General features: G+C 58.9%; 9 protein-coding genes. 6 read left to right on the forward strand and 3 right to left on the reverse strand.

Annotated elements, in window-relative coordinates; translation table 11 throughout:
- Positions 1-88: 88 nt before the first annotated feature.
- The 5 genes from HMPREF1487_RS06490 to HMPREF1487_RS06510 all read left to right on the forward strand — a co-directional run bounded on the left by HMPREF1487_RS06490 (position 89) and on the right by HMPREF1487_RS06510 (position 7347).
- Positions 89-1849, forward strand: a complete 1761-nt coding sequence (locus HMPREF1487_RS06490; protein WP_371106373.1) for a sensor histidine kinase — start codon at positions 89-91, stop codon at positions 1847-1849.
- On the forward strand, positions 1846-3180 hold the full coding sequence (locus HMPREF1487_RS06495) for a sigma-54-dependent transcriptional regulator (protein WP_010795819.1): 1335 nt from the start codon (positions 1846-1848) through the stop codon (positions 3178-3180). The genes HMPREF1487_RS06490 and HMPREF1487_RS06495 overlap by 4 nt, the downstream gene beginning before the upstream one ends.
- Before the next feature lie 194 nt (positions 3181-3374).
- Positions 3375-4685: an MFS transporter gene (locus HMPREF1487_RS06500; RefSeq protein ID WP_010795820.1), complete on the forward strand. Its 1311-nt coding sequence runs from the start codon at positions 3375-3377 to the stop codon at positions 4683-4685.
- 142 nt (positions 4686-4827) lie between these two features.
- Entirely contained in the window at positions 4828-6570 is a 1743-nt protein-coding gene (locus tag HMPREF1487_RS06505; RefSeq protein ID WP_010795821.1) for a ClcB-like voltage-gated chloride channel protein, read from the forward strand.
- Between the two features lie 207 nt (positions 6571-6777).
- Positions 6778-7347: an HD domain-containing protein gene (locus HMPREF1487_RS06510; RefSeq protein WP_010795822.1), complete on the forward strand. Its 570-nt coding sequence runs from the start codon at positions 6778-6780 to the stop codon at positions 7345-7347.
- Between the two features lie 2 nt (positions 7348-7349).
- Here HMPREF1487_RS06510 and HMPREF1487_RS06515 read toward each other — a convergent pair whose 3' ends face one another.
- Positions 7350-9272 carry a bifunctional diguanylate cyclase/phosphodiesterase gene (locus tag HMPREF1487_RS06515; RefSeq protein WP_010795823.1) on the reverse strand — a complete coding sequence of 641 codons (1923 nt, stop codon included), beginning with the start codon at positions 9270-9272 and terminating at the stop codon, positions 7350-7352.
- 178 nt (positions 9273-9450) lie between these two features.
- Between HMPREF1487_RS06515 and HMPREF1487_RS06520 the strand changes: the two genes are divergently transcribed.
- On the forward strand, positions 9451-10800 hold the full coding sequence (locus HMPREF1487_RS06520) for a cation:proton antiporter (RefSeq protein WP_010795824.1): 1350 nt from the start codon (positions 9451-9453) through the stop codon (positions 10798-10800).
- A gap of 14 nt (positions 10801-10814) precedes the next feature.
- On the opposite strand, the gene HMPREF1487_RS06525 is transcribed toward HMPREF1487_RS06520, so the two are convergent.
- Both HMPREF1487_RS06525 and HMPREF1487_RS06530 read right to left on the reverse strand, forming a co-directional pair.
- Positions 10815-11177: a response regulator gene (locus tag HMPREF1487_RS06525; protein WP_010795825.1), complete on the reverse strand. Its 363-nt coding sequence runs from the start codon at positions 11175-11177 to the stop codon at positions 10815-10817.
- Between the two features lie 27 nt (positions 11178-11204).
- Positions 11205-12647 carry an ATPase domain-containing protein gene (locus HMPREF1487_RS06530; protein WP_037030526.1) on the reverse strand — a complete coding sequence of 481 codons (1443 nt, stop codon included), beginning with the start codon at positions 12645-12647 and terminating at the stop codon, positions 11205-11207.
- Positions 12648-12807 lie beyond the last annotated feature (160 nt).

Genomic DNA, 12807 nt, shown 5'->3' on the forward strand with positions numbered 1-12807 from the left:
AAAGCCGTTCAAGTGCATTTCGGTGACTGGGCTGTCAGTACCGGCCGAACGCAGTATGATCCGTGCTCCGCTGATCGCGAAGTCTGCCATGCGCCTGTCCCGTCCCTCGCGTCTGTTTGTTGCCTCGCTCGTCATCGTGGCCGGTGCCGTGCTGGTGGCCTATGCCGCCACACGTCAGGCTGAGCGCTATGCCCTGCGCGAAGCCGGTGCCCTGAGCGAAGAGCAGCTGCACCTTTATGCACGCAACCTGCAAACCCTGATCGACCGCTACCGCTCCTTACCCGCCGTTCTGGCACTTGATCCCGAGATGAGCCAGAGTCTGGCCGGGCCCCTGAGTACCGAAGCCCAGCATCGGCTCAACCTTAAGCTCGAACAGCTCAACCGGGCCGCTGGCTCATCCACGTTGGAACTGCTCGACCGCACGGGCCTTGCCGTGGCTGCCAGCAACTGGCGCTTGCCCACCAGTTATGTAGGGCATAACTACGGGTTTCGTCCCTATTTTCTACAGACGCGCACCCGGGGAGCGGGTCGTTTCTATGCAGTAGGCGTCACCACAGGCATACCCGGCTACTTTCTCTCCCAGGCGGTGACGGCCGACGACGGCACCTTTCTTGGAGCCATTGTGGTCAAGCTGGAATTTCCAGAGCTTGAACACTCCTGGAGCCAGCAGCCGGATATCATCCTGGTAAGCGATGCGCGTGGAATCGTGTTTATCGCTAACCAGCCGGGGTGGCGCTATCGCATCCTCGAGTCGCTAAGGCCCGATGACCATGCCGAACTTGAGGAGACCCGGCAGTACAACCGTCAGCCCTTGTTGCCGCTCACTTATCAGCCCATGAACACCCTGGCGCAGAATCAGCGCCTCACCCGGGTCCACGGCCCCCTGGGCGTGCAGGATTTTCTCTGGACCTCACTGCCCCTCACCGAAGAAGGCTGGACGCTACACCTGCTGCGTGACCGCTCTCGTCTTCCTGCCACGGCGCAGACCACGGGCCTTGCGGCCGCCGGTGCCTGGTTTGCCCTGGTCTTCGCCCTGCTCTTTCTTCAGCAGCGACGGCGTCTGGCCCGTGAGCGCCAGCGCAGCCGTGATGAGCTGGAGCGTCTGGTCGAAGCCCGTACCGCCGACCTGCGAACCGCCCAGGACGGTTTGATCCAGGCCGCCAAACTGGCCGCGCTCGGGCAGATGTCCGCCGCCCTCGCCCATGAACTGAACCAGCCGCTCACAGCCCAGCGCATGCAGCTGGCCAGCGTTCGCCTCCTGCTCGACCAGCAGCGTCACGATGAGGCTCGCCAGAGCCTTATCCGTATCGATGAACTCCTGGGCCGCATGGCTGCGTTGACCGGTCATCTGAAAACCTATGCCCGCAAGACGCCTGCCGGTCTTCGCGAACCGCTGGATCTGGCCTGCGTAGTAGACAAGTCCTTCGAGCTGCTGGCACCACGGGTCCAGAACGAGCGGGTCGACGTCAGCCTGCGCATGAGCCGACCCGCCAAGGTGCGTGGTGATGCCATCCGTCTTGAGCAGGTGCTCGTCAACCTTCTGCGCAATGCACTGGATGCCATGGCGGATAAATCGATTCGCCAGCTGGATATTGCTCTGACACCCGAGCGAGGCCGTTGGCTGCTGTCCGTCACGGATTCCGGCGGCGGGATCGCGGAAGAATATCTGAGCCAGGTTTTCGATCCGTTCTTCACCACCAAGCCGGTCGGTGAAGGATTGGGCCTTGGCTTAGCCGTGTCGTACGCTATCGTCCACGAACTGGGCGGCGAGCTGACGGTTGACAATACGGCCCAGGGCGCGCGTTTTATGTTGACCCTGCCCATGGTGATCGAAGAGGACCCAACATGACGGACCGCGTAATCGTCATCGATGATGAATCCACTATCCGGGAAGCCATCCAGCAATGGCTGCAACTCTCGGGGTTCGAGGTCGCGTTGTATGCCAGCGCCGAGGCCTGCCTGGCGCAGCTGACGCCTGACTTCGCCGGTGTGATCATCAGCGATGTCCGCATGCCCGGCCTGGACGGGCTCTCCCTGCTCGAGCAGCTTCAGACCCTGGACAAGGACCTGCCGGTCATCCTGCTGACCGGCCACGGCGATGTGACCATGGCCGTCGAAGCGATGCGCCAGGGTGCCTATGATTTCCTGGAAAAGCCTTTCAGCCCCGAGGCCCTGCTCGGCAGCCTCAAGCGCGCCCAGGAAAAACGCCGTCTAGTGCTGGAGAACCGGCGCCTGCACGATCACTCGGATCAGAAAGCCCAGCTGGCTGCACGGCTGATCGGCTATTCACGCCCCATGGAAACGCTGCGCAGACAGGTGCTTGAACTGGCCAATACGCCCGTCAATATCCTTCTGCGAGGTGAAACGGGTAGCGGCAAGGAGCTGGTCGCCCGTTGCCTGCATGATTTCAGCACCCGTAGCGCCAAGCCCTTTGTCGCGCTCAACTGTGCCGCCATCCCCGATACGCTGTTCGAGGCTGAGCTGTTCGGGCATGAGAGTGGCGCCTTTACCGGGGCAACCGGCAAGCGGATCGGCAAACTGGAACATGCTAACGGCGGCAGCCTGTTTCTCGATGAGATCGAAAGCATGCCTCTTGCCCAGCAGGCCAAGCTGCTGCGAGTCCTGCAGGAGCAGCAGCTGGAGCGGCTCGGCTCCAATCAGAGTATTCCTGTGGACCTGCGCATCATTGCCGCCACCAAGCCTGATCTGCTGGAAGAGGCCCGTGCTGGCCGGTTCAGAGAGGACCTTGCCTATCGTCTCAACGTAGCGGAGCTTTACCTGCCACCGCTGCGCGAGCGCCGTGAGGACATCCCCCTTCTGTTCGAGCATTTTCTCCAGCAGGCTGCCAAACGCCTGGGCCGCGAACCCGGCACGCCCAGCGGTAACCAGTTGGCGCGCCTTCTGGCCCATGACTGGCCGGGCAATGTCCGGGAGCTGGCCAATGCGGCCGAGCGGCATGTGCTGGGCCTGGATAGCGGCGCTCCGCAATCAACTGCGGACCTTTCCCTCTATGAGCAAATGGAAGCCTTCGAGGCACAATGCCTGCGTAATGCGCTGGCCCGGCATAAGGGCGACATAAAAGCCGTACTGGAAGAGCTCAAGCTTCCACGGCGTACCCTCAATGAAAAAATGCAGCGCCATGGGCTGATGCGTGAAGTCTTTCTAGAGACAGACGGCTGACCCCAGGCTTAATCGGCAGTGACTATAGGCGGAAATCCGCTTATGGTTTAAAGGCCTTCGGCAATATTTCGCTTACGCCCTCCTCTACAACCCGCTGGATACGGCCAGCACCCTGATGGCACGCCTCGTGCAATCAGGATGACAAGCCGTGCGTTCACGCAGCGGCATACAACAATGATAAGAGAGGATTCCGAATGGAAAGCACCGCCACCCTGGCCGCGGGCGTAACGCCCAAGACCACGTCACAGCGCATCAAATCCATCTTTAGTGGCTCCGTTGGCAACCTGGTCGAATGGTACGACTGGTACGTCTATGCCGCCTTCTCGCTTTATTTCGCCAAGGCCTTCTTTCCGCAAGGCGACCTCACCGCTCAGCTGCTGAACACGGCCGCCATCTTTGCCGTAGGTTTTCTGATGCGTCCCATCGGCGGCTGGCTGATGGGCGTTTATGCCGATAAAAAAGGGCGTAAGGCTGCGTTGATGCTGTCGGTCGTCATGATGTGCGGCGGCTCGTTGATCATCGCACTAACGCCCAGCTATGCCACCATCGGGGTAGCCGCTCCCGTCCTGCTGGTGCTGGCCCGCCTCTTACAGGGGCTTTCCGTGGGGGGCGAATACGGCACCTCTGCCACGTACCTCAGTGAGATGGCGACCAAGGAACGACGTGGCTTTTTTTCCAGCTTCCAGTACGTCACACTGATCTCCGGCCAGCTCATCGCCCTGGCAGTATTGATCATCCTGCAGCTGACGTTGACCAACGAGCAGCTGGAAAGCTGGGGCTGGCGCATTCCGTTCCTGATCGGTGCGGCCTGCGCTGTCACCGCGCTATACCTGCGCCGTGGAATGGAAGAAACCGCCTCCTTCAAGAAAAAGGATGAAAGCGTCGTCCAGGAAAGCCTGATGCGTACGCTGATGCGCCACCCCAAGGAGCTGCTGACCGTGGTAGGCCTGACTATGGGCGGCACCCTGGCGTTCTACACCTACACCACCTACATGCAGAAGTATCTGGTAAACACCGTAGGCATGAGCAAGTCCGACTCGACCATGATTTCGGCGGCCACGCTGTTTCTCTTCATGCTGCTGCAACCCGTAGTAGGCGCGCTGTCCGATAAGATCGGCCGTCGCCCCATCCTGATCGCCTTCGGGGTACTGGGCACGATATTCACCGTTCCGATCCTGTCTGCGCTGCACACCATCCAATCCATGTGGGGCGCGTTCTTCCTGATCATGGCGGCACTGGTCATCGTTAGCGGCTACACCTCGATCAATGCGGTGGTGAAAGCCGAACTGTTCCCCACTGAAATCCGTGCCCTGGGTGTGGGTCTGCCCTATGCACTGACCGTTTCGATCTTTGGCGGCACCGCGGAATACGTAGCCCTGTGGTTCAAGAGCATCGGCATGGAAACCGGCTATTACTGGTACGTTACCGGCTGTATCGCCTGCTCGCTTCTGGTCTACCTGTTCATGAAGGACACGCGCGACCACTCTCGCATTACCCACGAGTAACCCTTCCCCATAAGGCCCCGCAAGGGGCCTTTTTTGTCGCAGCCAGCATCAATCAGGACGCTTTTGCCATAACTAGGGGATAGCTCTTGCGCAAGGCATGGTCCATGATCCGAACAGCATTTTTTGTGGCTTCGGATTGTTTATGAGGGTTATCACCCGGCTGGTATCGTCCTTTCGTCAAACCTGGCAGCACCTGAGCGAACGACTCGGCGATGCTGAAAACCTGAGTACCCTGCTCTGGGCCATCCCGATCGGGATCGTCGGGGCGCTGGTCACGCTGGGCTTTCGCCATGCGATTGACCTCATCCATCTCGCGGCCTTCGGCAAAACCGCCGACGTGGTCGAGCTGGCCCAGTCCAGCGAATGGTACATGCGCCTGATCGTGCCTACGCTGGGCGGGATCGTGGCGGGCTTCCTGCTCCTGCTCAGTCGACGCTATACCAAGGCCACGGCGCATTCGGACTACATGGAAGCCATCACCTTGGGCGATGGCCGTATCCCGGTTCGGCAGACGCTGGCACGCAGTTCATCTTCACTGTGCTCGATTGCCACCGGCTCCTCTATCGGACAAGAAGGCCCCATGGTGCAGCTGGCCGCCCTCTGCGCCTCTTTGGTGGGTCGCTTTCGCACGATCTCACCGGAGCAGATGCGGACCCTAGTCGCATGCGGGGCCGCAGCCGGGATCACCTCTGTATACAACGCTCCGATTGCCGGCGCCTTCTTTGTGGCGGAGATCGTATTGGGCTCCATCGTGGCGGAGCGCATGCCTCCGCTGATCATGGCGTCCGTGGTAGCCAACCTCACCATGCGCTCGCTGCCGGGGTATCACTCGATTTACAGCGTACCGCTGTTCGAGCCCCTGAGCCTGTCGCAAGACCTGATGTTCATCCTGCTGGGGATTCTGCTCGGCGCGCTGGCCCCGCTCTTTCTCTGGCTGCTAGAACACTCGCGCAAGCGAATCGACCAGATTCACCTGCCGCTGCCCGTCAAGCTGGGGTGCGGCGGCCTCGTGGTCGGCCTGATTTCAGTCTTCTATCCACAGACCTGGGGTAACGGCTATAGCGTCATCAATGACTTCATCAACCACCCATGGCCCTGGACAGCCGTGGCGGCTCTGCTGGTCTTCAAGGTCCTGGCGACAACCGCCTCAGCCGGTACGGGAACGGTAGGCGGCATTTTCACGCCGACCTTGTTTGTCGGCGCCGCCATCGGTGTGCTGTTTGCCAGCCTGGTCGAGCATCTCGCCCCTACCCTGCATGCGCCAACCTTTACCTATGTCGTGGTCGGCATGGGCGCGTTTCTCGCTGCCACCAGCCGGGCGCCGCTCATGGCAATCCTCATGGTGTTCGAGATGACGTTGAGCTATGACATCGTGCTGCCGCTGCTGCTGTGCGTGGTGGCTGGCTACTACATCAGCGGCGCATTCTCGCCCCGCTCCATGTACGCCGTGACCGCCAAAAACAACGAACTCTGGAAAGCCCGTAACCAGACGCGCAACCTCAAGGTTAAAGCCATTCTTAACGAGGGCGCGCAAACCGTACCAGCATCAGCCACGTTGGAAGAAGTGCTGCAAACGTTCCGCGAGCAGATCGTCAAGTTTGTGTACGTAATCGACGAAAATGGTCTGCTGGTCAAGATCGTCGCGCTGCGAGACCTCAACAGAGCCCAGGCGGCTGGAACACTTGATGCCAACCTGCTCGCCAGGGACCTGCCCGGTCATACGCTTCCCCTGCTGCACCCTTACGATAACCTCACGGTTGCCCTGGAAGCCTTCCTGAACCATCCCGGCGAACGCCTGCCGGTGGTAGAAAGCCAGGCTTGCCCCAGGCTTTTGGGCTATATATCGAAAAGTCAGGTCCTGGCGCACCTGAAGCTGTATTTATAAGGCGGGTTTTGCAGGGTATCGCCCCGGTGGCAATGCCCTGCTGTCTCTTGCGTGAGGCTTCAATACAGGAAGACCCAATCTTCTCTCACCTTTTCGCCTTTGTGCTGTCCAAGCCATCATCTGTCGAGCGTCCCGCGCCGCGCCTGCACATTCAGGCCCTGCGCACTCGATTCGTTGTATTGATTCACCCTGACAGGAGTGGCCTGCATGACACTAAGCGAATTAATGGGAACACTCCGCTTTCTCAAGGATGCCGAGATGCTGAAGGATACCCTTCGCACCGCCTATACCCGCTCGGGAAAGCAGGAGAGCACCGCGGAACACACCTGGCGGCTATGTCTCATGGCCATGGTGTACGAAGACGAACTCCAAGGCATCGACTTTGCCAAGCTGCTGAAAATCTGCCTCATCCATGACCTGGGCGAAGCCATCAGCGGTGATATTCCGGCCGTGCTGCAGCGACCGGGCCTGAGCAAGTCCGGGCAGGAGCGGCAGGACCTGCAAACCTTGCTGGCCTCGCTCCCCGCGGAGCGTCAGGAACGTTTTCTGGCGTTGTGGGACGAGTACGAGAACGGCTCCTCTCCAGAGGCCAAGCTTGCCAAGGGCCTGGATAAGCTCGAGACTATTCTCCAGCACAACCAAGGCTTGAATCCGCCAGACTTCGACTATGGCTTCAACCTGAACTACGGCCGCCAATACACCTCCGCACACCCGTTGCTGGCTGCCATCCGTGAGCAGCTGGATGAAGAAACCGAGCGCAGAACAGTCGCTCACTAGGCTTACATGAGATGAAACCGGGCCTTGCCGGCCCGTTTTGCCTCATACATGGCCGTGTCGGCAGTCTTGATAAGGTCGTCCGCCGAGAGGGCGGAGCCCGGCGTGTAGAGCGTGATGCCAATACTGGCACTTACTCTGGCCTCGTAGTCTCCCAGCCAGATCGGCGCCTGAATCTTTTCAAGCAGAAGGCTGGCCAGACGACACGCATCACTTGCGCCGTCCACAAGCCCTTCCAGCATGACCGTGAACTCATCGCCGCCCAAGCGGATGACTTCATCGGACTTGCGGACGCCCTCTTGCAAGCGCTTTGCGATTTCACGCAGCAGCGCATCGCCGGCATCATGTCCCCGGGCATCGTTGACGGCCTTGAAACCATCCAAATCGAGAAAGAGTAGCGCCAGATCCACCTTGTTCCGCTCAGCTCGCGTAATGGCCTTGGGCAAGACGTCCATCAGGGCACGACGATTCAATAGTCCCGTCAGTGCATCATGGCGCGCTTCGTATTCACGTCTTGCTTCAGCCGCCTTGCGCTCGGAAATATCGTGCAGGAAAGCGCTGAAAAAGGACTGCCCCTCTACATTCAGAGCCCGGATACGCACCTCGACCGGAATATCAGACCCATCACGCCGTATGGCAGGCAGTTCCAGGCGCTGGTTGAGCACCTTAGCCTCACCGGTCGACAAATAACGGGCCATTCCCACCCGATGCGCTTCACGCAGAGCAGGCGGAATAATCATGTCACTCAACGGCTGGCCCAGGGCTTCTTCCACCGTCCAGCCAAAGGTTTCGACTGCCTGACGATTCCAGGCTGTGACAATCCCCGCCTCGTCAATACGGACATAGGCATCATTGGCATGCTCGATCACGCTGCTGAGTTCTGCCTCGCGCCGACGAAGCGCCTGCTCAGACTGTAGCTGGTGCGCCATCGCCTGGGATAGCTGCTCATTGGCACGTTGAAGCTCATGGGTTCGAAGTACTACACGCTGCTCCAGATCCTCCTTCAGGGCCGCCAGGGCCTCTTCGGCTTCCTTGCGCGCATGAACATCGATAATAATCGCGACGATGCTGCTGGCATTGCCGTCGTGATCCTCCAGACGGCTTACACTCAGCCGGACCCATACCGGCTCGCCCTGCTTATTGAGCGCCCGCCGTTCAAGGTCGATGGCATCGATCCTGCCGGTACTGAGCCACTCGGCCAACTGCCTGAATTCGTCCAGATCGTCCGGATGAATAAGCTCCCAGAACGTCAGCGTTTGCAGCTCCTCGCGGCTGTAACCAAGGATGCGGCAGAGTGCATCGTTGATATCGATCCACCGATCATTCCTGCCTATCAGAGAGATGCCTACGGCAGCCCGTTCGAAAATGGCGCGAAACCGCGCCTCACGTGTCTCGAACACCGCTTTCGACCGTTTGACGTGACGGCGGGCCAGCAGGGTTGTTTCGCGCAGCTGAACCTCATGACAGACCAGGGCGGCCAGGTCGTTGAGCGCCTCAAGCTCTTCTGCCTCCAGCCTGCGCGGCGTTGTGTCCATGACACACAATGCACCGAGCGCCAGACCTTCGATACTCGTGATGGGGATCCCGGCATAAAAGCGAATATGCTTGCCACCCTTGACGAGATGATGGTTTTTAAACCGCTCATCCAGCGTTGTGTCTTCGATAAAGATAGCCTGCTGCGCCAATACCGTATGAGCGCAGAACGAAGATTCCCGACTGGTTTCCACGATATCCAGGCCAATTTGGGACTTGAACCATTGCCGCTTGTCATCCACCAGCGAGATATAGGCGATGGGCATACCCAGTGTACGTACCGCCAGCCGGGTAATCCGGTCGAAAAAAGGCTCGGCAGGCGAGTCCATCAGCTCAAGCGCATTCAGGACGCGCAAGCGCTCGGTTTCGTAGGAAGGATCGGCTGCTGGCAACATGGCAATGGTCAGGCTAAAGCGGGACTATTTCACAGTCTGACAGATAAGCAGCCGTTTCTGCTCATGGTTTCGTCAGGCCACAGTATGTCATTGATAGCGTTTTGATCCGATAACCTGAACCAGTACGCCTTGTCATGTCTCGAACCATAACGTTTCAGTATCAGGTATCCATGAGCGCATGACTTTCATTCAATGGGCAGGCGTACTCAGTACGTTACTGCTGGTTCTGGCCCTGGCATCGGCCTACCTTCGCTGGCTTCCTGTCACTACATCCGTCGTTTGCCTGGCATTTGGCATTGCTATTGGCCCGCTGGGGCTGGGCCTCTGGCAGGAAAGCTTTCAGGACGTGGCCCCCTGGATGGAGCATCTGACGGAAGTTGCCGTTCTGATCTCCCTGTTCGTGACCGGACTCAAACTGCGATTACCCCTGACAGACCCGGCCTGGCGCGGTGCCTATATGCTGGCCGGACCGATCATGCTGTGCTGTATTACCGGCAGTACCCTGGTCTGTCATTACCTGTTTGGTCTCAACTGGGGCACTTCCCTGCTCATCGGCGCGGCACTGGCCCCTACTGACCCGGTCCTGGCCGGGCTCGTCCAGGTCGTTCATGCCCGGGACTTCGACCGGGTGCGCTACTCGCTGTCCGGTGAAGCAGGCCTTAACGACGGCACGGCCTTTCCGTTTGTTGCCCTGGCCTTGCTGGTCATGCACCACGATAGCGTACAGGCCGACTGGCTGGGTGAATGGGTTCTGCATCGCCTGCTCTGGGCCGTGCCTGCAGGCCTTCTGATCGGCTACACCCTGGGGCGGTTGATGGGGCGATTTTCCATCTACCTGCGGATCAAGCACCGCGACAGCGTCATCTCTCCCAATGACTTTCTTGCACTGGCCCTGATAGGTCTGGCCTATGTACTGGCCGATCTGGTCGGCGCCTGGGGCTTTCTTGCGGTGTTTGCAGCGGGCGTGGGGTTGCGTCGAGTGGAGGTCTCATCCTCCGGCCACGCCAAGATTCCAGCCGAGGAGCAGACCCAGCCGGTACTGGGTCACATGACCGGATCGGTCGTACAGGCCGACCGGCTCGACCAGGACAAACTGAGCAGCCCCACCGTGGCAGCCGGCGTACTGATGGGTGATATGCTGGCCTTTGGCAACCTGCTGGAACGCTCCCTGGAAGTGTTGCTGGTCACGCTGCTGGGCGTATTGCTCTACCCCCACTGGGACTGGCGCGCAGCAGGGCTGGCGCTGCTATTGTTCTGCGTGATCCGCCCTTTAAGCGTGTACTTGCTGATGGGTCGACGTTGGGCGACCCCTGCCCAGCGCACACTGATCGGCTGGTTCGGCATACGAGGGATCGGCAGCCTGTACTACCTGAGTTATGCCCTGAACCACGGCCTTACGGAAGGCTCACTCAAGGACAGTATCGACATCACTTTGACCGTCGTGACTATCAGCATCCTGCTGCACGGAGTCACTACCCAGCCCTTGCTGGATCGCTATGAGCGTAAACATGCGAAAGAACAGGCATGAGCTAGCGCGCGGGCTTATACCGTGTTGGTAAGTGCTTTGACCGTGTCGATGACTTTGAAGACGTCGAAAGGCTTTTCGAAGATGGCATTGAACAGATGCTGGTTCTGCTGAGCGATATGCGCCTGCGCACCGGTGGTCAGGATGATGGGTATCGCCTTGAGATCGGGATGGTCGTGAATGGCCTGGGCCAACTCCATGCCATTCATCAAGGGCATCATGAAATCCGTGATGACCAGCGCAGGCTGCTCGCGCAGCAAGGCATCCAGCGCCTTTTGGCCATTGCTGGCCGTTTTGACCTGGAACCCGGCATCCTCAAGCGCGAACGAGAGAATTTCTGCGATTAAAAACTCATCATCGACCACCAGAATCGTCGTCATGTATTTACCTTCCCTGTAATGACGACATCAGCCCTGACTGTTCGACGTTGCTGAGCCTGAAAGAACCATCTCCGCATTTCTGAAAGCCTTAGCTAAATCAATACCACTATCACTGATAACAATTTCACGAAGTGACGGGTCGAAGTGGCTGTCCCGCACCTTCAATATGGAAATGACCCGCTTGAGTTCGGCATTCAATTCCGCATAGCGCATCATGAACAGATTGTCTGTAATGCCTGACAGTTCAGGCGCAGGCGCGTGAATATCCGACCCGAAGAGGTCTTTCATCTCCCACGTGCCATACACTGTGACACCCATAGACCTGAGCTGGTTGGTGAGCGCGGTAAAGAATTCCATGAGTCGATCCTCCTTGCTGGCCATGCGAGCAATGGCGCCGAGGCTGTCAATCAATAACCGCCTGGCCTTCAATCGGCGGACCTCATCAATAATCTGATGGCCTACTTTATCCAGCTGCAACTCAACCGTTGGCTGCCAATGAATATGTACAGCGCCGCTATCGATCAGGCCGCCCAGATCCAGCCCTATACTGCGTGCCTTGATGCGGAGCCGGTCTGGCGTCTCGTAAAACCCGAAGATCACGCCGGGTTCCTCCAGAGAGGACTGGGCAATAAAGCTCAGGCCCATGGAGGTTTTGCCGCTGCCTGACGGCCCCATCAGCAAGGAGATGGAGGATTGACTAAGGCCTCCTGCAAGCATCTGGTCAAAACTGGTCAGCCCTGTGCCGACTCGGCGCTCATCAATCTGTTCCGGACGATAAGGCGTGTTGTAGACAGCCTCGAGCCTTGGATAGACCACAAACCCATCTTCAGTGATCTGATACTCATGCAGCCCGGCAATCGCAGGGCTACCACGCGTCTTGCGCAGGCTCATGCGACGAATGGAGCGCACGCCACGAATCTCCTCGCCCACGTCCAGCACACCGTCGACCACGGTCAACTCGGGGCTGCCGTCATCGAGACGTGAGCTGGTCAGGAACAGAACCGTACAATTGGCAAAGGCGGCATGGGCCTGCAATTCGGCAATAAATCGCTTCGTGTCCAAAGGCGTTTCGGCTCTGGAGCGGGCATTGAGCAGTCCATCAACCACCAGCAGCGTCGCCTTTTGCCGGGAGATCTCCCGGCGCAGCAGCTTGACGACCGGCTCCAGCCCTTCCTGCTCCATGGTGTCGAACGCACTAAGGTATTGGATATCACCGCCGATCTGGCTGTGATCGAAAAAGCTGAGCGTGGAAAGAAACTGGAACATCCGCTCATGGGATTCGGACAACAACGTGGCGAACAGGACACGCTCACCCTTGCGCACATGGTTGAAGGCAATCTGATTGGCCAGAATTGTCTTGCCAGAACCCGGGCGGCCCTGAATGACATATGACGCGCCGGCCACAAAGCCGCCCCGTAATAAGGTATCCAGCCCCTCGATTCCACTTTCCAGGCGCGTTAGTTGCTTCAATTCGATTGGCCCTGCCAGAGAGTAAAAGATCATTGATCGACCACACCGTGGCGGTCTGAACAGGTCGACAAGACTATGGCTCAGCGCCTGAAATATCCAGATGAATACTTCTGTGAGGTGATCAGGGTACTCACCAGAGATGACAAATGAGCAGGAGTTC

It is taken from the genome of Pseudomonas sp. HPB0071 (assembly GCF_000478505.2).
GTDB classification, from domain to species: Bacteria; Pseudomonadota; Gammaproteobacteria; order Pseudomonadales; family Pseudomonadaceae; genus Chryseomonas; species Chryseomonas luteola.

Coding starts and splice junctions, on each gene's coding strand:
- HMPREF1487_RS06490 (WP_371106373.1), top strand. CDS start 89: ATGCGCCTGTCCCGTCCCTCGCGTCTGTTTGTTGCCTCGCTCGTCATC.
- HMPREF1487_RS06495 (WP_010795819.1), top strand. CDS start 1,846: ATGACGGACCGCGTAATCGTCATCGATGATGAATCCACTATCCGGGAA.
- HMPREF1487_RS06500 (WP_010795820.1), top strand. CDS start 3,375: ATGGAAAGCACCGCCACCCTGGCCGCGGGCGTAACGCCCAAGACCACG.
- HMPREF1487_RS06505 (WP_010795821.1), top strand. CDS start 4,828: ATGAGGGTTATCACCCGGCTGGTATCGTCCTTTCGTCAAACCTGGCAG.
- HMPREF1487_RS06510 (WP_010795822.1), top strand. CDS start 6,778: ATGACACTAAGCGAATTAATGGGAACACTCCGCTTTCTCAAGGATGCC.
- HMPREF1487_RS06515 (WP_010795823.1), bottom strand. CDS start 9,272: ATGTTGCCAGCAGCCGATCCTTCCTACGAAACCGAGCGCTTGCGCGTC.
- HMPREF1487_RS06520 (WP_010795824.1), top strand. CDS start 9,451: ATGACTTTCATTCAATGGGCAGGCGTACTCAGTACGTTACTGCTGGTT.
- HMPREF1487_RS06525 (WP_010795825.1), bottom strand. CDS start 11,177: ATGACGACGATTCTGGTGGTCGATGATGAGTTTTTAATCGCAGAAATT.